We start from the raw sequence: 18,309 nt of genomic DNA on the forward strand, positions 1-18,309 counted from the left end.
GACATCACAGCCACCCGGGAACGACCATGACGCCCCAGACGATGAGCGGTCCGACGACGACCACGCCAGTGGCGTACGTGAGGATCTTCTTGTAGAAGCGGTCTCGATCGACCTCCTCGGGAGCATTGGCCAGCACGAGGGCGCCGTTCGTGGAGAACGGTGAGACGTCGACGATGGTGGAGGAGACGGCCAGGGCGCAGATCAGTCCGGTCGCGCCGATCTCCCCGGCCATCAGGAAGGGCACGGCCAGCGGAATCAGGGCCGCGAGGATGGCCGTGGAGGAGGCGAAGGCCGAGACGACGGCACCGATGTAGCAGATCAGCAGTGCGGCCAGCAGCGGAATGCCCAAGTTGGCCACGCCGTCGGACACGTAGTCGATGGTTCCCGCTTCCTGCAGCACACCCACGAACGTGAGCATGCCGCCCAACAGCAGGACGGTCGACCAGTCGATCTTGTTGACGGCGCCCTTCTGCGCCTTCGGGGACAGCAGGGCCAGGATCACAGCGACGGTGATGGACACGAAGCCCACGTCGATGCCGAAGCCCAGGGCGAAGACCACCAGCACGGCCAGCCCCAGCAGCGTCGCGACCTGCGGGAAGGCGATGGCTGTTCCACGGCGGCCGGCGTCGGCAGGCGGTGCGGAGGAGCCGGCCGGGTCGGTGGGGCCGTACATCCCCGAGCCGAAGCCCTTGAAGTCCACGTCCTTGCCTCCACCGTGGGCCGTGGCGACGGCACTGCGCGACATCCTGGCCTCGGCGGCCTGTTCCACGAAGTTCTCCGCGCGGGACGAGAGCAGCCCGCGACCGCCCAGCGCCAGGAAGAGCACCACGGCGATCAGGAGGTTGAACACCAGGCTGGAGAGGAAGACGGCGAGGGGACTGACCTCGAGCCCGGCCTCGGCCACGATGCCGTTCACCGTGACGCCGTAGACGGCGATCGGCGAGAAGCCGCCGCCCTGGGCCCCGTGGATGACCATCATGCCCATCATCAGGGGGCTGATTCGGTACTTGGCGGCGAAGTTCAGGGCAATCGGCGCGATGATCGCCACCGCTGCCGGGGACAGCGCGCCCACGGAGGTGATGGCGGCGGTGATGAAGAACATGATCCACGGGATCAGCGCCACGCGGGACCCGACCAAACGGACGGCGCCGTGCACCAGGAGGTCCACAGTCCCGTTCTTCTGGGCGATGGCGAACAGATAGGTCACGCCCACGATGGTGAGGAACAGGCCGCCGGGAAAGGCGGCGATGATCTCATCGGGGCTCATACCGAGAACGGCGGCACCGAGGATGAAGGCGCCGACGAACGCCAGAGCACCCATGTTCACGGGTGTCAGGGTCGCGACGACGAACATAGCCGCCAAGATGAGGATGGACAGGAGTTCTGGGCCCACGGGATCTTCCTTTGAGCTAGACGAGGTGGTTCTGGTCGGACGACGAGGACCTCAGCGAGGACCGGCTATGATCCACATCACATCCGCCGAACATGTGGACTAGCCAATAGGACACTAGGTGTCTGTGTCAAGAATGGCTCTCGATCAGTACGATGGATCGACAGGCAGATACGACACACACCAGGAGAATCACCATGGCTGACCTCGATCGCATGGAACGGGTGGAGCGGCCGCGCCTGTACGAGCACGTGGTCCAGCGACTGGTGGACTTCATCCACGACCGCGATCTGGACGCCGGAGACAAGCTCCCCCCGGAGCGGGACTTGGCGCGCTCCCTCGGCGTCTCGCGAGCCACGGTGGCTCAGGCCCTGGTCGCCCTGGAGGTTCTCGGAGTCATCGACGTCCAGCACGGCAGCGGCGCGGAACTGAGGTACCGCCCCTCCGAGAGCATGGTCCTGCGCGACGTACGAGCCCACACGAGCCGCCTGCCGGACATCGTGGACGCCCGGAATGCCGTCGAGACCAAGATGGCCGCGCTGGCCGCGGAGCGACGCACCAGCGAGGATCTCGAGGCCATCGACCGATCGCTGACGACCATGTCCGAGGACATCGCCCGGGGCGGCCGTGGTCTGCGGGGAGACGAGTTGTTCCATGCCGCGATCGCCCAGGCCGCGCATTCGGCGGTGCTCGCCCGCATGATGCAGCACATCTCCGATCTGGTCCGGGAGACCCGCATCGAGTCACTCAGCCAGGAGGGTCGTCCGGAGCGGTCCGTGGAATCGCATCGCGTGATCGCTGCGGCCATCCGGGCTCAGGACAGCGACGAGGCCTTCCGGGCGATGGAGGAACACATCGCGCTCGTGTCCGACGTCGCCATGTTGCGCGAGGACGTCAGTTAGGGCTACTTCCGGCCGACGAACCAGTTCTGCAGTGTCTTCAGCCGGATCTCCAACTGTTCCGCTGTGGCCTGCGCGACCGGTGGCCCGCCGCTGATCTCTCGAAGCCGGTTGTGGATCATCCCGTGCGGAGTGCCGGACCGCGCCGACCACGCGGCCACGTTCTTGGACAGCTGGGAGCGCATCTCCTTCAGGCGCCGGTGATCCACCACGTCTGGCCCCTGTGCCTGCGTCTGCGACTGCGGTGACTGCGGCCGTCGCTTCAACTGCTCGCTCTGCCGCTGGCGCAGCAGCTGACTCACCTGTTCGGCATCGAGCAGGCCTGGAATGCCGAGGAAATCCAGTTCGTCCTCGGAGCCGATCGCGCCGCCGGTGCCGAATTCCGAGCCGTCAAACAGCACCTTGTCGAACGAAGCCTGCGATTCCAGTGCCTTGAACTCAGATGCCGTCAGTGAATCCGAGGCCTTCTCCTGCCGATTCGCCGCCGCCAGCAGATCCTCCTCCGGGGACTGGGACAGATCCTCCAGATCCTCGACGCCGGCCGCGGACTCCGGCCGGTCCAGGGCGTGATCCCGCTCGGCCTCCATCTCGTTGGCCAACAGCATCAGCTGCGGCACGGACGGCAAGAACACGCTGGCCGTCTCCCCCCGACGTCGGGAACGGACGAAGCGTCCGACGGCTTGGGCGAAGAAGAGGGGGGTGGAGGTGGAGGTGGCATAGACGCCGACGCAGAGCCGGGGCACGTCCACGCCCTCGGAGACCATGCGCACCGCCACCATCCAGCGCTGCTCACCGTCGGAGAATTCCTCGATCTTCTCCGAGGCCCCCTTGTCGTCGGAGAGGACGACGGTGACCTCTTCGCCCGTGATGGACTGCAACTGTGTGGCATAGGCGCGGGCGTCGTTGTGGTCGGTGGCGATAACGAGTCCCCCGGCATCCGGCACATTGCGCCGCACCTCGGTGAGCCGTCGGTCGGCCGCGCGGAGCACGGACGGGATCCACTCCCCCTCGGGATTCAGCGCGGTACGCCAGGCCTGGGCCGTGATGTCCTTGGTGGCGGCCTCCCCCAGCTGGGCCTCCATGATGTCGCCCGTGGTGGTCTTCCAGCGCATCTGGCCGGAGTACGCCATGAAGATCACCGGCCGGACCACGTGATCCCTCAAGGCCGGACCATAGCCGTAGGTGTAGTCCGCGCGGGACCGGCGAATGCCGTCGTCGTACTCCACATAGTCGACGAAGGGAATGGCCGCGGTGTCCGAGCGGAACGGGGTACCGGTCAGCGACAGGCGTCGGGCGGCCGGCTCGAAGGCCTCACGAATGCCGTCTCCCCAGCTCAGGGCGTCTCCGCCGTGGTGGATCTCGTCCAGGATCACCAGGGTGCGGGCATTCTCCGTGCGATTGCGGTGCAGAATGGGCTTGGAGGCGACCTGCGCGTACGTCAACGCGACGCCGATGTACTCGTCCCCGTGCCGGCCGTCCGCGTTCTTGAAGTTGGGGTCGATGGCCACCCCGACGCGAGCGGCCGAGTCGGCCCACTGTCGCTTGAGGTGCTCGGTCGGCGCCACCACGGTGATCCGGGTGACGGTGCCCGCCTCCAGCAGCGACTTGGCCACGCGCAACGCGAAGGTGGTCTTACCCGCACCCGGCGTGGCGACGGCCATGAAGTCCCGCGGCTGCGTGGAGAGATACTGCTCCAGCGCCTCCTGCTGCCACTGGCGCAGCTTGGGTGCGGTGCCCCACGCAGCTCGCTCCGGCAGGGCCGGGGGCAGATCGTCACCGATATGGAACAAGGGGGCGGCGTCAGTGTCGGACACGGAGCTTCACTGGCCTCCTCAGGGCGTGGTCGAGTACGGCGGAAACAGGGAAACGTATCACTGAACCGGAGGAGTTCAGCGGTTCAGGAGTGCGCGGAACGCGAGGTGGTCAGTTCTTCCCGCCCCGGCCGAACCAGCCGCGGCCGCCACCACCGGAGCCGCCCTTGCCATCGCCACCGGCCTGGAGGTCCTCGTAGATCTCCTTGCACTCAGGACACACGGGGAAGCGCTCGGGATCGCGGCCGGGCGTCCAGACCTTACCGCACAGGGCCACCACGGGATCACCGGTCACGGCGGACTCGGTGATCTTCTCCTTGCGAACGTAGTGCGCGAAGCGCTCGTGGTCGCCCGGCTCGGCTTCCTGAAGCTGCTCTTCGCGGTCAAGGACGGCAGCTCCGCCACCACCGGGACCCTGAGGGGTACGGGGTTCGTTCACATCAGGTTCGGCTGGCAAACTCATGCACACCAGTCTAGCGCGCCCGTCCTGACGGCACGCCAGCACTTACCCGGCGTTGAGCACCGCTTGATACGTCTCGGCCTGCGCGCGATCGAACCACGAACCGCCGAGCCGAATGCCGAGCCACACCAGGAATCCTCCGAGAACGAGCCCGACGATCAAGGTGAGCCAGTGGAACAGTATGTCCCCGGTGGCGAGGGCTGCGATGTACAGCGCCACTTCGGGAATCACCAGGGCACCGACCACGATCATGGCTCCCAACGAGACCACCATGATGCGCATGGTGGCGCCTTCGGGCGTCGCGAATGGGCTGGCTCCCGGAGGCGGCACCGGATAGATGAATCGCGCCGACACCAGGGCGGAGACGCCGGCTCCGGTGAGCAGCGCGCCGAGTGCCAGACCGGTCAACCCCGGCAGCAGCATCCATTCCCCGGACATCCAGACCGTCACGATGGTGAACAACAGCGTGACCGGGATGCCCCACAGGAGCAGGGAGGCCACCCGTCCGACTCGATCGTCCCGGCCGGACACACCGGAGGTGACGTGGAGGGCGAAGGCGGAGCCGTCGTAGCTGATGTCCGCTGAGATGGAATACCCCAGCAGGTAGCCCGTGATCGGCCCCATCAGGAGCACCATGGTGTAGTCACCCGACTGATATCCGAGGAACCAGAACAGCACGAGCATCAGCGGGATGACCACGAGCGAGGAGGAATACCGCGGGTCTTTGAGCCAGTAGATGATCGATCGCGCGGCAATGGCTCCGGCCGGTGTACCGGGCAGGACACCCAGCAGGCCCAGACCGGACTTGGTCTTCTGGCTGGCCGGACCGGCACCCCGCACCTGCGTGTAACTGCGATTGACGGCCACCTGCCAGAGCAGCACGGCCCCGGCCAGCCACACGAGACACAGCACAGCTTGCCCGACGGCATCCAGATACCGCCCCTCGGCCAGAGCCCATGGAGCGGCGGTGAAGGAACCGAGAGGAGTCCACGCCAGCACCGCGGCGATGCCCGGAAGCTGATCGATGGCGGACTCCACCGAATCGGCGACTCCCCCGATGATCACGCCGCTGAGCATCAACGGAACGAAGGCGACGATGGACATGATCTCGCGAATGCGCCGCTGCCCGGTGTAGGCCGCCAGCAATCCGGTCACGGCGTATGACATGCAGATACAGAACAGCGCCCCGACGACGGCCGTCGGGATGGCCAGCAGGAGGGCGCCGGCGATATCCCGCCAGGCCAGGACCGACAAGAGATAGCCCAGCAACGTGGCGGCGCCGGGCAGGGTCACCAGTCCGGCCATGGCCAGGCCGGGGACCAGCTTCCGCGACGGAATCCCGAAGGTGGCGAAATTGGACGGGTCCAGTGTCAGGTCCACCCCGGTGAAGAACACGGGCAGGACGATCCACAGCACGACGGCGACCGCTCCGACCAGCGTCAGGATGGTTCCCCGCGTCTGAACGTCGAGCTCGGGCAGGAAGGATGCGCCCACGCCGAGCATGACCAGCACGAAGGCGATATAGGCGACCCCGATGATGGACATCACCAGTTGAAAAGTGCTCTTCTTCCACCCGTTGAGAGTGATGGCGAGCTTCATCCGCATCAGGTGCGCAACCACGACAACCCCTCTCCGGTCGAGCGTCCACCCACGAGATCCACAAAGCGGTCCTCGAGGCTCTGGCCGTTCCTGACCTCGTCCACCGTGCCGGCCGCCAGAAGATTGCCCTGAGCGATCACCGCGACGTGGTCACACATGCGTTGGACGAGATCCATCACGTGGCTGGAGACGATCACGGTTCCGCCGGTCGAGACGAACTGGGCAAGGATCTCCCGGATGTTCGCCGCCGAGACCGGATCCACCGCTTCGAAGGGCTCATCCAGGACCAGCACCTTCGGAGCGTGGATCATCGCAGAGGCCAAGGCGACCTTCTTGGTCATGCCTGCCGAGTAGTCGACGACGAGCTTGCCCGCGTCATCGCTCAGATCCATGACGCGCAAGAGATCCTCGGTGCGCCGAGCGACCGTTTCCCGGTCGAGTCCCCGTAGCAGCCCCGAGTAGGTGACGAGCTGCTCACCCGTCAGGCGATCGAAGAGCCGGACGCCATCGGCGAGCACACCCATCCTGCGCTTGGCCACCAGGGGTTCCTGCCACACGTCCGTGCCGTGAATGAACACCTGGCCGTGATCCGGGCGCAGCAGCCCAGTGGCCATGGACATGGCGGTGGTCTTGCCCGCGCCGTTGGGGCCGACCAGCCCGTAGAACGACCCGGCCGGCACGTCCAGCGAGATGCCGTTCACGGCGATCTTCTCGCCGAACCGCTTGGCCAGGCCACGGATGGCGATGGCCGTCGTCGGGTCCGGTAGCGACGGGGCGGGTCCGGAGGGCTCGGTCGACTCGGGAATGCTCATGGGTGAAACGCTAGCAAGGCCGCCACCATGGCCGCGCCTGCGCCATGGCATTCCCACCCGTGACTTAAGTCAGAAGATCTAGAACAGTGCCAGCGCCAAGGCCTTGCGGGACGCGGCGGTGCGCGGGTCCTGGTCTCCGACGACCGAGTAGAGCTCGACGAGGTGCTCACGCGCGGTGTTGCGTTCCTCCCCCGGATGGGCCGCGATGAACCTCACGAGCCGGTTGAACGCGTCGTCCACGTGCCCGCCGAGCAGGTCGAGGTCCGCCACGTCGATCTGGGCCTGGACGTCGTCCGGATTCTCCGCAGCCTGTTCACGCACCGCTGCCGCATCCATCTCGGCGGTACGGGCGAACAGCCCGGCCTGGGTCAAGCCCACCTTGGCGTCGTGGTCCCCGGGATTCTCCGTCAGGGCGCGGCGATAGGCATCCATGGCCGCCGCGTAGTCACCCCGCTCGATGGCGTCATAAGCCTCTTGATGCAGGGGCGGAAGGGAAGGCTGAGACGGCTCCGCGGCGTCGGCGCCACCGGCTCCATCGGCGCGAGCGGGGGCCAGCGGCGGCACCGTACCGGACACGCCGTTCTGGGCGGCGGCCGTCAGCAGCTCGTCCAGCAATTGGTTGAACTGTGCCGCCGGCACCGGCTGGTTCAGCACCGGAATCGGCTGGCCGGCAAGGACGGCCACCACCGCGGGCCCGGCCTGCAGGCCGAACACCTGCAGGAACTCGGGTTCGGCTTCGGTGTCCACGCGGGCCAGGATCAGCTTTCCAGCCCGCTGATCGACGGCGGGCGCCATCAGGTCCTGGATCTGCTGGCTGCTCGGGTCGGAGGGCACCGCCAGGTGCACCAGGACCGGCACGCGGGAGGACAGCTGGATCAGCTGTTGCAGATCGCCCTGGCTGGCACGGTCCAGGACCCAGCTTCCCGCGCCGGCCTTCCCCGCTCCAGCGGCGTCCCCCGAGCCGGCCGGCGCGGCAGGTTTCTTCAGCGAGGACAGATCGAGTGCACCACGCAAGTGGGACGGCATGGCGGGTTGCTGAGACATTCCGGGACGCTCCTACTCTTCGGTTGGCTTCAGCTGATGGGGCGCCGTCAGTCGAACGACACCGCCTGAAGTTCGTCGGTCATGCCCACCAGGGAGACCTTCGCGTCGTCGCCGCTGCTGCCTTCGGCAGGCACTCGGACAGCCACGACCTCACGGTACGTCATGCGCACCGGAGCCGTGGTCTCCACACTGTCCTCACCCGCCCGCTCAGCGGCCAGCTCGTCCACCACGATCCGATCCCCGGGAGACCGCGGAGCAATCGTCATGCGCGCGTCAATGTGGCCGATCACCAAGGCCGATCCATCGGCCAGACGGAGGGTGATGGAGGCATCCGGCACCGACCGTCGGGAGATGTACATCTTGGCGTCCGGCGCGTCCTCTTCCACACTGGCCTGGTATTCGTGCACACCGTCGATCACCGGGTTCTCGACCATGCGATCGGCGAAGTCGGCCTCCGGGTCCGTCAGATATCGGGCCAGGCCGGCCACGGCATTTCCCGGCGACATCGCCAGACCGGTGGTGTCGTCCGAGGCCACGGACTCCACGCTCGTGTCGGAGAGATCACTGGCGGGCAACTCGGCTCCCGGAGTCATGGGTGTGTTGGCCACCAGCCGGTACTGGTCCCTGGCGGAGTTCTGACGCAGCACGAGGAACTGCGGGGTGCTGTTGCCCTCTCCCTCCGTCACCGCGGCGATGGTCCGGGGAAACTCCGGATCCGCTTCTGCCAGTACCGAGACCACGGGCCCGGCCGACACCGGTTCCTGCGGCTGCACCTCGTCTGACACGGCGCGATTGGTGTAGTTGAACGAGCGCAACTGCAAGGCTTGGCTACCGACGCGTGGACGCAGGGTGTCGACGTCCTGTTCCTGGTCGCCTTTGCGGACCACGTAGGAGATCTTGGCCAGGATGCGTTCCAGCTGGGATTCCGTCACCAGCGGATACTGCTCACGCTCCGCCGCGTCGGCGCGGGCCGGACTCGCTCCCAGGACCATGGACGGCGCCGTCAGGGAGGCCGTCACCACCGCGAGCGCCACCACCGAGGCGGTGGCCGTCGTCCCCGGGGCGGGACGGTTGCGCCGGCGGTTCCGAATCATCAGCGCCCAGACCAACAGGGCGATGCCGATCAGCGCCAACAGTGCCCCGATGATGGCCAGCGGGACGATCCACGGGCTGTCCCCCACGGTGTTCGTCCACGTCACGCTCATCTGGGTGGGAGCGGGCTGCGTGCCGTCCGCGGCGACGAGCAGAGCCCATTCGCCCTCGGACGGGACGGACCACCGCTGCTCGATCGTCCCGGACGCGCGCTGGACATCGACCCACAGATCAGAGCCAGCGGGATCCGGCACGGTGGCCTCACCGTCGGTATGCTCAACCACCACCCGCGGGGCCTCGCCGTCCGGGACGTCCGTCTCGATGCCGGAGATGGTGTTGTGCGCGGCGTCCCCGACCCACGCCTCCACGTCCCGCTTCTGTCCGAGCATGACGGTGTAGTCGCCTTCGCCGCTCAGCGAGTATTCGACCGGCTTGTCGTCGACCTCGTCGATGCCGCCGGTGATCACGGTGAGGGGCGCCTCGGCAGGCGCCGCAGAGGCAGCCCCCGTGGACGCCGTCAGGGTGGCCGGTGGAGCCCAGACGGTCTGCAGGCCGAACGCCCCCGTCATGGCGGCCAGGCCCAACACCAGGGCTACTACTCCGGAAACTACTCGCACTCGCTCACCTGTTCATGGGGGGGGTTGCACCCGATGGGGCTGACATCGGCCGCTAGGCCAGCCTCCAGTATACCGAGAAGGTCACTAACTGATAACGGCTCGACGGGGCGGCGCCAGGAACCACGAAGGTCGGTGACGTAGCCTATCGCTTGTGCAGGACCAATCCCCCCACCCCGACGCCGGCCACGGTCCCGAGGACGTCCCGGAACCGAGCGCCGATTCCGGCGCTCCGGCCGATGCGACCTCCGGTGCGACTGCCGACGCCGGTACAGGGCGACCCTCGGCCCTGCTTCGGCGCTGGCTGACGAACCGCCGGCTGCCGGGCGCCCGCCCGCGTCCCCGATTCGAGCTGCGACCACCCTTGAGCGCATCAGCCACCGCGGACGGAGACGAGGAGGGCGCCGAGAGCGAGGGCCACGGCGTCGCTCTGGTCAGCTGGGCGCATCCCGTCCAGACCGGCTTCCTGTTCACCGCCGGCGTCGGCATGGCGCTGCTGGTCTACGGCATCCTCTCGGCCAACACGCAGCTCTTGGTGTGGATCGGCGCCGCCCTGTTCATCGCCCTCGGACTGGACCCGATCGTGCGGCGGCTCGAGAGCTGGGGCGCACCGCGTGGAGTGGGCGTCGCCGCGGCGGTCCTGATGCTCGCCGCCATCTTGACCTTGTTCTTCTCACTGCTCATCCCCACCGTGGTTGAACAGACCAGCGCCTTCGTCGAGGGCCTGCCCCAGATGGTGTCCGACTTCCTGGAGTCGCAATTCTTCCACGACCTGGACACGCAGTTCGGCATCCGGGAGATTGCCGAGACCGAGATGAACAAGTTCGTCGCCGACTCCTCCAACGTCACCGCCGTCTTCGGTGGGCTCTTCGGCGTCGGCACGGCCATCATCAACACCGGATTCTCGGTGCTGATCGTGCTCGTGCTGACGCTGTACTTCCTGGCGACACTGCCGTCCATGAAGTACTGGGCCTACCGGCTGGCCCCGCAGTCACGCCGAGCTCGCGTGGAGTATCTGGGCGAGGAGATCACCTCGTCGGTGGGGCACTATGTCATCGGCCAGTCGGTGGTCGCCGGCCTCAACGGCCTGGTCGCGTTCATCGCGATCGCGATCGCCGGTATTCAGTATGGCGCGCTGCTCGCCTTCTTCGCCGGGCTCATGGCCTTCATCCCCTTGGTCGGCGCCATGACCGGAGGCATCATCCTGACTCTGGTGGCCCTCACGGGTGGCTGGCAGCAGGCGTTGATCTTCGCCGCCATCTATTTCGTCTACCTGCAGGTGGAGACCTACTTCGTCTCCCCACGCGTGATGAGCCGTGCCGTGGCGGTGCCGGGTTCGGTGGCCGTCATCGCCGTCATCGCCGGGGCCGCGCTGCTGGGCGTGCTCGGGGCGCTGATGGCGATTCCGTTCGCCGCCGCCGTGATGCTCGTGGTCAAAGAGGTGCTGATTCCCCGGCAGGACCGGCTGTAGGGCCAGTACTCCGGTCAGTACGGCCCGTCCTGTTGGCGCGTGCTCCAGCACTTGGGGTGCCAGTGCCGGCGGTCGGCCGCGGCGGCGTCGTCTCCGAAGATGAGGTCACTGCGCCAGGCCACCAAGTGCGGCAGGCCGGGCGGTATCGTCCGGCCGCATCCGGGACAGACGTAGTCCTTCACCGCGCGCCAGGCGGGAATCTGCCGGACGTGCCAGCCGCCGTCGTGCCCGTCCTCTTGACGGTAGCCGGGGTCCCAGACCGGGCCCGTTCCCCGCGGAGGACCGCGACGGCGGCGAGGGCGGTTCGAGCGGGGCACGCCACCATGGTGTCATATTCGGTGTCAGGCCAGCCTCCCGGGACCAGTAGACTGCCGGATGTGCGTTTGGTGATTGCCCGGTGTTCCGTGAACTACGAGGGACGATTGCGCGCCCACTTGCCGCAGGCCACGCGCCTGCTCATGGTCAAGGCCGACGGCTCGGTGCTGGTGCATTCTGACGGCGGATCGTACAAGCCTCTGAATTGGATGAGCCCGCCGGCCACCCTGCGTGTCAGTGCACCCTCAGAGGATTTGGCCGAGGAAGGCGTCACCGAGATCTGGACGGTGCAGGCCGCCAAGTCCGATGACCGGCTCATCGTCCACCTGTTCGAGGTCCTGCACGACTCCGCCCACGACCTGGGGGTCGACCCGGGACTCGTCAAGGACGGCGTCGAGGCCGACCTGCAGCGCTTGCTGGCCGAACAGATCGAGTTGCTCGGCGAAGGACACTCTCTGGTCCGCCGGGAGTACATGACCGCCATCGGTCCCGTGGACATCCTGGCCCGCGACGCCGCCGGCGGCACCGTTGCGGTGGAGCTCAAGCGGCGCGGTGACATCGACGGCGTCGAGCAACTGACCCGCTATCTGCAGCTGATGAACCGCGATCCCCTGTTGGCTCCGGTCCGGGGCGTCTTCGCGGCGCAGCAGATCAAGCCGCAGGCCCGCACCCTGGCCGAGGACCGCGGCATCCGCTGCGTCACCCTGGACTACGACGCCATGCGCGGCGTGGACGATGCCGAGTCCCGCCTCTTCTGACCCAGGCCAGCCGCCCGCCGTAACGGCGTTGGCCTGCCGCCTGCATGACGGGCGCACCTATCACGACGACGGCCTGGCCCTCTGGCACGGCCGTCACCTGGCGTGGGTGGGTCCGGCCGCGCAGGCGCCTGACGTCCAGTACTCTCGGGCCGAGCCGGCACCGCTGACAACCCCACCGCTGACAACCCCACCACTGATGACCCCCGGACTGGTCGATCAACACTGTCACGGTGCCCTCGGCGTGGATTTCGCCACGGCCCCCACGTCGGAGATCCGTGGGGCGCTGCAGCAGCTCTCCGCACGGGGCGTGACGCGCGTCGTGGCGTCGGTGCCGACCATGCCGCCGGACGCCATGCTCGCCGCCGTCCGCCGGCTCGCCACCCTCGTGCAGGAGGACTCGCTCGCGGGAATCCACGTGGAGGGGCCCTTCCTGGCCGAGAGTCGCTGTGGCGCCCAGTCCCCCACGGATCTCCGCCGTCCGGACGCGCCGGGCGCCGTGCAGTGGGTCTCGGCTCTGCTCGAGACCGGAGGGCGTGCCCTCACGGCGATGACCTATGCGCCGGAGTTACCGGGAGCCGAGCGCCTGGAGGAGATGCTGCTGGCCGCCGGCGTTCTGCCCTCACCCGGACACACCGAGGCCTCCTCAGCGGAGCTCGCGGCAGCGGTGGAGCGGATTCATCCCGGCCGGCTGGCGGTGACGCACCTGTTCAACGCGATGCCGCCGTTCCATCACCGAACGCCCGGCCCGACGATGCGGGCCCTCGCCCTGGCCGCACAGGGGCGGTTGAGACTGGAACTGATCGCGGACGGTCACCACGTGGATTCGACCGTGATCCAGGATGTCTTCACCCTGGCGCCCGATGCGGTGTGCGTGGTCTCCGACGCGTCTGCGGCCACGGAGGCCGCTCCGGGACACTACGCTCTGGGGGCGGTCACGGTCACCGCAGGGACGGCGACGCCGGCCAGCACCGACCACGCGGTCCTGGCCTCCGGGGCGGTCTTGCTGGACGGCGCCTTTCAGCATCTGCTGCGCTGGGGCATCCCCGTGGAGGACGCAGTCCCCACCGTCACGTCAACTCCGGCGGAGGGACTACCGCACTCTCGCCGGGACTCGGGCTGGGTGGTGTGGAATGGCGACGGCCGTGCGGCCGTCGTCGTGCCTCCGGGGTCTCAGCCGGTGCCTCAGTGACTCCGGCGGCGGTGGCTCCGGCTCGGCAGCTCCCGCCAGGTGCCGAACCCGACGGAGGGACCCGACTCGACCCAGGCGGACAGGCCGGCGCAGGCATCGCCGTCGATATTCAACTCGATCGGTGACGGCCCGCCATCCACGCGCACCGTCACCGTACCGTCCTGACGCGCCGGCTCGACTCGCTGCAGCCGAAGCTGGTGGCGAGAGGCCTTCCATCGCGGCCGAGGATCCACCGAGGCCACCGTCATCAGGTCGAGACCGGCCTCGTCGTAGCGTCCGATCACCAAGACCCCTCGAGATTCCTGACCCGGCTTCCGCACCCGGGCCGTGAACGTCCCCGGGGTCCGCACCAGCGTGCGCCAGCGCCACCACACCATGAAGGCGATCACCAGCGCGGCCGCCACCACGGCAGCGACGACGGCGGACCACCAGGGACTCACGTCAGGCTGCGCTCTCCCCGGCAGAATCGCCGTCGAGGGTCGCTGCGCCCGCCACAATAACCACACGGTCGTTGTCGACGGAGAAGAAGCCGCCTTCGGCATGAGCCGTGACGGTCGAACCGTTGACCTGCTGGACGACGACGCCGCCGTCGCCCAGCACGGCCAGCATCGGACTGTGCCCGGGCAGGATGCCGATCTCGCCGTCGATGGTCCGGGCGCTGACCGACAGTGCCGGTCCGGACCAGATGAACCGGTCCTCCGCCACGATCTCCACTTCGAGCTCGCGCTGCTCAGCCATCAGCTCAGTTCTCCGACTGGATCTTGGCCCAGTTGCGCTCGACGTCGTCCAGGCCGCCGACGTTGTAGAACGCCTGCTCGGAGACGTGGTCGAGGTCGCCGTTGACGATGGCGTTGAAGCCCTCAATGGTGTCCTTGATCGACACCGTTGACCCCTCGACGCCGGTGAACTGCTTGGCGGTGTAGGTGTTCTGCGACAGGAACTGCTCGATGCGGCGCGCACGGGACACGACGATCTTGTCCTCTTCGCCCAGTTCGTCCACACCGAGGATCGCTATGATGTCCTGCAGTTCCTTGTTCTTCTGCAGGATCTGCTTGACGCGGGTCGCGGCGTCGTAGTGCTCCTGGCCCACGTACTGCGGGTCCAGGATGCGGGACGTCGAGGCCAGCGGGTCCACGGCCGGGTACAGACCACGAGAGGCCAGCGAACGGGTGAGGTTCGTGGTGGCGTCCAGGTGGGCGAACACGTTGGCCGGGGCCGGGTCGGTGTAGTCGTCCGCGGGAACGTAGACGGCCTGCATCGAGGTGATGGAGTGTCCGCGAGTGGAGGTGATGCGTTCCTGCAGCACACCCATCTCGTCGGCCAGGTTCGGCTGGTAGCCCACGGCCGAGGGCATACGGCCCAACAGCGTGGAGACCTCGGAACCGGCCTGGGAGAAACGGAAGATGTTGTCAATGAACAGCAGGACGTCCTGGTTCATCTCGTCGCGGAAGTACTCGGCCATGGTCAGGCCGGTCAGGGCGACGCGCAGACGGGTTCCCGGCGGCTCGTCCATCTGACCGAACACCAGGGCGGTGTCCTTCAGCACGTCGGCCTCGTCCATCTCGACCCAAAGGTCGTTGCCCTCACGGGTCCGCTCGCCCACGCCGGCGAACACCGAGGTGCCGCCGAAGTTGCGGGCCACACGGGTGATCATCTCCTGGATGAGCACCGTCTTGCCGACCCCGGCGCCGCCGAACAGGCCGATCTTGCCGCCCTTGATGTACGGGGTCAGCAGGTCGATGACCTTGATGCCGGTCTCCAGCATCTCGGTGGAGCCCTCCAGAGCGGCGAAGTTCGGCGCCGGGCGGTGAATCGGCCAGCGCTCCGTCACCTGCAGCTCGGAGGTCGGCACGTCGAGGGCCTCGCCCAGGACGTTGAAGATGTGGCCCTTGACGACCTCGCCGACCGGCACGGAGATCGGGGCTCCGGTGTCGGTCACGGCAGCGCCGCGCACCAGGCCGTCGGTGGACTGCAGCGAGATCGCGCGAACCAGGTTGTCGCCCAGGTGCTGTGCGGTCTCGAAGGTGATGGTGCGCGTCTCACCGTTGATGGTGAGCTCTGCGGTCAGAGCGTGGTAGATGCCCGGCATGGCATCGGCGGGGAATTCGGCGTCGATCACCGGCCCGATCACGCGGGCGATGCGACCAGTGGCGCCACCGGTGGTGGTACCGGTCCCCTGTTCGTTCGTGGTAGCAGTCATCTCTCTCACTTCTTTGGTGTGGATGGCGGTAGGGCTGAGGTGCTGGTCGGACTCGTCTGCGTCAGGACGCATTGAGCGCGTCTGCACCGGCGATCAGTTCGGTGAGCTCCTGGGTGATCTCCGCCTGGCGGGCGTTGTTCATCATCAGGGTGTACTCACGGACGAGCTCCTTGGCGTTGTCACCGGCCGCCTTCATGGCGCGCTGGCGGCTGGCCAGCTCCGATGCCGCGGCCTGGAGCATGGCGGAGAAGATCCTGGACTCGATGTACTTCGGCAACAGAGCGTCCAGGACGTCTTCCGGTGCCGGCTCGTACTCGTAGAGCGGGAACAGTTCCGACTCGTCGGTGACCTCTTCCTCCACGACCTCCAGGGGCAGCAGGCGAACCACGGTCGGCACCTGGACGATCAGGGTGCGGAACTCGGTGAAGACGAGGTGAATCTCGTCGACCCCACCCTGGTCGGTGTCCTCGAGGAACGACTCGACCAGGTGCTCGCCGATCTCACGAGCCCGGAGGAAATCCGGCTTGTCCGTATTGTCCGTCCAGACCTTCTTGTACTCGCGGTCCCGGAAATCGAAGTACCCCTGAGCCTTACGGCCCACCAGGTAGATATCGGTCTCCTTGCCCTCTGCGTGCAAGGTCTCGAGCAGTTCCTCGGCGTGGCGCAGGATGTTGGCCGAGTAGGCGCCGGCCATGCCACGGTCCGAGGAGAGGACCAGCACGGCGGCACGCTTCGGGTTCTCGACCTCGGAGGTCAGCACATGCTCGATGTCCTGCTGTGATGACACGGCGGACACCGCGCGGGTGATCGCGTTCGCGTACGGCAGCGACGCGGACACGCGGTCGCGCGCCTTGCCGATGCGGGACGTGGCGATCAGCTCCATCGCCTTGAAGATCTTCTGCATCGACTGGGTCGATGCGATCTTCTGGCGGTAGACCCGAATCTGGGCTCCCATGGTGGTCCTTTCCTTACGTGTCGGCCCGCCGGTCCCGCCGGCAGGCCTCAACGAGTCAGCGCTTCTGCTTGACGATCTTTTCCTGGGTGACCTGGTCGGCCGCCAGCGGATCGTGCTCCTCGTGGCCCGCAGCCACGAGTTTGTTGTCGCCTTCGCCGAAGAAACCCTTCTTGAAGGCCTCGACCTCGGTCTTCAGCGCCTCCAGGGTGGAGTCCTCGATCTTCCCGGACTCGCGGATCGGTCCGAGCACCAGGTTCTTGTGGCGCAGGTGATCGAGGAATTCGCGCTCGAACCGCAGCACGTCCTCCACCGGCACCTCGTCGAGGTGACCGTTGGCACCGGCCCAGATGGACACGACCTGCTCTTCCACCGGGTACGGGGTGTACTGCGGCTGCTTGAGCAGCTCGGTCAGGCGCTCACCACGGGCCAGCTGGCGACGGGTGGCCGGGTCCAGGTCGGAGGCGAACATGGCGAAGGCCTGCTGGTCGCGGTACTGCGCCAGGTCGAGCTTCAGGGTGCCGGAGACCTTCTTCATGGCCTTGATCTGGGCCGAGCCGCCCACGCGGGACACCGAGATGCCGACGTCCACAGCGGGACGCTGGTTGGCGTTGAACAGGTCCGACTGCAGGAAGATCTGGCCATCGGTGATGGAGATGACGTTCGTGGGGATGTAGGCCGAGACATCGTTGGCCTTCGTCTCCACGATCGGCAGTCCGGTCATCGAGCCGCCGCCCATCTCGTCGGACAGCTTGGCGCACCTCTCCAGGAGCCGGGAGTGCAGGTAGAACACGTCGCCCGGGTAGGCCTCGCGTCCCGGCGGACGGCGAAGCAAGAGCGAGACCGCACGGTAGGCCTCGGCCTGCTTGGACAGATCGTCGAAGATGATCAGGACGTGCTTGCCGCCGTACATCCAGTGCTGGCCGATCGCCGAACCGGCATACGGGGCCAGGTACTTGAAGCCGGCCGGGTCGGACGCCGGTGACGCCACGATGGTGGTGTACTCCAGAGCGCCGTTCTCCTCGAGCGTGTGGCGCACCGAGGCGATGGTGGAGGCCTTCTGGCCCACCGCCACGTAGATGCACCGCACCTGCTTCTCGGGATCGCCGGACTCCCAGTTCTCCTTCTGGTTCAGGATGGTGTCGATGCCGATCGCCGTCTTGCCGGTCTGGCGGTCGCCGATGAGCAGCTGGCGCTGCCCGCGACCGATCGGGATCATGGCGTCGATCGACTTCAGACCGGTCTGCATCGGCTGATCGACGGACTTGCGCTGCGTCACGCCCGGAGCCTGAAGCTCCATCGCGCGGCGGGCCTCGGCCTCGATCGGTCCCATGTCGTCCAAGGGGGCGCCCAGGGGGTCCACCACTCGGCCCAGGAAGGCGTCACCCACCGGCACGGAGAGAACCTCGCCGGTGCGCTGCACCTCCTGGCCTTCCTCGATGCCCTGGAAGTCCCCGAGCACGACGACACCGATCTCACGGGTGTCGAGGTTCTGGGCCAGGCCCAGCGTCCCGTCCTCGAAGCGAAGCAGCTCGTTGGCCATGACGGAGGGCAGACCCTCCACACGGGCAATGCCGTCAGCGGCGGAGACGACCTGGCCGACCTCCACACGTTCGGTGCCGGCCGGTTCGTAGGATGCCGCGAAATCCTTCAGGGCATTGCGAACATCGTCAGCGTTGATGGTCAAGTCGGCCATCTGCATT

General features: G+C 67.3%; 17 protein-coding genes. 4 read left to right on the top strand and 13 right to left on the bottom strand.

What is annotated here, in order from left to right; translation table 11 throughout:
- Positions 1-4 precede the first annotated feature (4 nt).
- Positions 5-1,393 (bottom strand): SLC13 family permease, encoded by a 1,389-nt coding sequence (locus ACFQQD_RS10460; protein ID WP_378089009.1) that lies wholly within the window; start codon positions 1,391-1,393, stop codon positions 5-7.
- Positions 1,394-1,587: 194 nt separating this feature from the next.
- Between ACFQQD_RS10460 and ACFQQD_RS10465 the strand changes: the two genes are divergently transcribed.
- Positions 1,588-2,292 (top strand): FadR/GntR family transcriptional regulator, encoded by a 705-nt coding sequence (locus ACFQQD_RS10465; protein ID WP_378089011.1) that lies wholly within the window; start codon positions 1,588-1,590, stop codon positions 2,290-2,292.
- Positions 2,293-2,294: 2 nt separating this feature from the next.
- Here the strand turns inward: ACFQQD_RS10465 and ACFQQD_RS10470 are convergent, their stop codons facing one another.
- From ACFQQD_RS10470 to ACFQQD_RS10495, 6 genes are all read right to left on the bottom strand, one after another.
- A complete protein-coding gene (locus ACFQQD_RS10470; RefSeq protein WP_378089013.1) occupies positions 2,295-4,103 on the bottom strand; it encodes a DEAD/DEAH box helicase in 1,809 nt (602 codons plus the stop codon).
- 109 nt (positions 4,104-4,212) lie between these two features.
- Positions 4,213-4,563: a DUF3039 domain-containing protein gene (locus ACFQQD_RS10475; protein ID WP_378089015.1), complete on the bottom strand. Its 351-nt coding sequence runs from the start codon at positions 4,561-4,563 to the stop codon at positions 4,213-4,215.
- A 42-nt stretch (positions 4,564-4,605) separates the two neighbouring features.
- Entirely contained in the window at positions 4,606-6,180 is a 1,575-nt protein-coding gene (locus ACFQQD_RS10480; protein WP_378089017.1) for a hypothetical protein, read from the bottom strand.
- The gene (locus ACFQQD_RS10485) at positions 6,165-6,971 is read right to left on the bottom strand and encodes an ABC transporter ATP-binding protein (protein ID WP_378089019.1); all 807 of its coding nucleotides are present in this window, start codon (positions 6,969-6,971) and stop codon (positions 6,165-6,167) included. The genes ACFQQD_RS10480 and ACFQQD_RS10485 overlap by 16 nt, the downstream gene beginning before the upstream one ends.
- Positions 6,972-7,049: 78 nt before the next feature.
- Complete coding sequence (locus tag ACFQQD_RS10490) at positions 7,050-8,015, bottom strand: co-chaperone YbbN (RefSeq protein ID WP_378089021.1); 966 nt, start codon at positions 8,013-8,015, stop codon at positions 7,050-7,052.
- A 47-nt stretch (positions 8,016-8,062) separates the two neighbouring features.
- The gene (locus tag ACFQQD_RS10495; protein ID WP_378089023.1) at positions 8,063-9,724 is read right to left on the bottom strand and encodes a hypothetical protein; all 1,662 of its coding nucleotides are present in this window, start codon (positions 9,722-9,724) and stop codon (positions 8,063-8,065) included.
- A 151-nt stretch (positions 9,725-9,875) separates the two neighbouring features.
- Between ACFQQD_RS10495 and ACFQQD_RS10500 the strand changes: the two genes are divergently transcribed.
- Complete coding sequence (locus ACFQQD_RS10500; RefSeq protein WP_378089025.1) at positions 9,876-11,192, top strand: AI-2E family transporter; 1,317 nt, start codon at positions 9,876-9,878, stop codon at positions 11,190-11,192.
- A gap of 14 nt (positions 11,193-11,206) precedes the next feature.
- On the opposite strand, the gene ACFQQD_RS10505 is transcribed toward ACFQQD_RS10500, so the two are convergent.
- The gene (locus tag ACFQQD_RS10505; protein WP_378089027.1) at positions 11,207-11,509 is read right to left on the bottom strand and encodes a hypothetical protein; all 303 of its coding nucleotides are present in this window, start codon (positions 11,507-11,509) and stop codon (positions 11,207-11,209) included.
- 60 nt (positions 11,510-11,569) lie between these two features.
- On the opposite strand from ACFQQD_RS10505, the gene nucS reads away from it, so the two are divergent.
- A complete protein-coding gene (gene nucS, locus ACFQQD_RS10510; protein WP_378089029.1) occupies positions 11,570-12,265 on the top strand; it encodes an endonuclease NucS in 696 nt (231 codons plus the stop codon).
- 196 nt (positions 12,266-12,461) lie between these two features.
- Positions 12,462-13,454 (top strand): N-acetylglucosamine-6-phosphate deacetylase, encoded by a 993-nt coding sequence (locus tag ACFQQD_RS10515; protein WP_378089031.1) that lies wholly within the window; start codon positions 12,462-12,464, stop codon positions 13,452-13,454.
- Here the strand turns inward: ACFQQD_RS10515 and ACFQQD_RS10520 are convergent.
- The 5 genes from ACFQQD_RS10520 to atpA all read right to left on the bottom strand — a co-directional run bounded on the left by ACFQQD_RS10520 (position 13,448) and on the right by atpA (position 18,302).
- On the bottom strand, positions 13,448-13,894 hold the full coding sequence (locus ACFQQD_RS10520; protein WP_378089033.1) for a DUF2550 family protein: 447 nt from the start codon (positions 13,892-13,894) through the stop codon (positions 13,448-13,450). The genes ACFQQD_RS10515 and ACFQQD_RS10520 overlap by 7 nt on opposite strands.
- 1 nt (position 13,895) lies before the next feature.
- Complete coding sequence (locus ACFQQD_RS10525) at positions 13,896-14,192, bottom strand: F0F1 ATP synthase subunit epsilon (protein WP_378089035.1); 297 nt, start codon at positions 14,190-14,192, stop codon at positions 13,896-13,898.
- Positions 14,193-14,196: 4 nt separating this feature from the next.
- Complete coding sequence (atpD, locus tag ACFQQD_RS10530) at positions 14,197-15,654, bottom strand: F0F1 ATP synthase subunit beta (protein WP_378089037.1); 1,458 nt, start codon at positions 15,652-15,654, stop codon at positions 14,197-14,199.
- A 61-nt stretch (positions 15,655-15,715) separates the two neighbouring features.
- Complete coding sequence (locus tag ACFQQD_RS10535; RefSeq protein WP_378089039.1) at positions 15,716-16,609, bottom strand: F0F1 ATP synthase subunit gamma; 894 nt, start codon at positions 16,607-16,609, stop codon at positions 15,716-15,718.
- 55 nt (positions 16,610-16,664) lie between these two features.
- A complete protein-coding gene (atpA, locus tag ACFQQD_RS10540) occupies positions 16,665-18,302 on the bottom strand; it encodes a F0F1 ATP synthase subunit alpha (RefSeq protein ID WP_378089041.1) in 1,638 nt (545 codons plus the stop codon).
- Positions 18,303-18,309 lie beyond the last annotated feature (7 nt).

Origin of the sequence: Citricoccus sp. GCM10030269 (assembly GCF_042665635.1) — a bacterium.
Lineage (GTDB): Bacteria > Actinomycetota > Actinomycetes > Actinomycetales > Micrococcaceae > Citricoccus.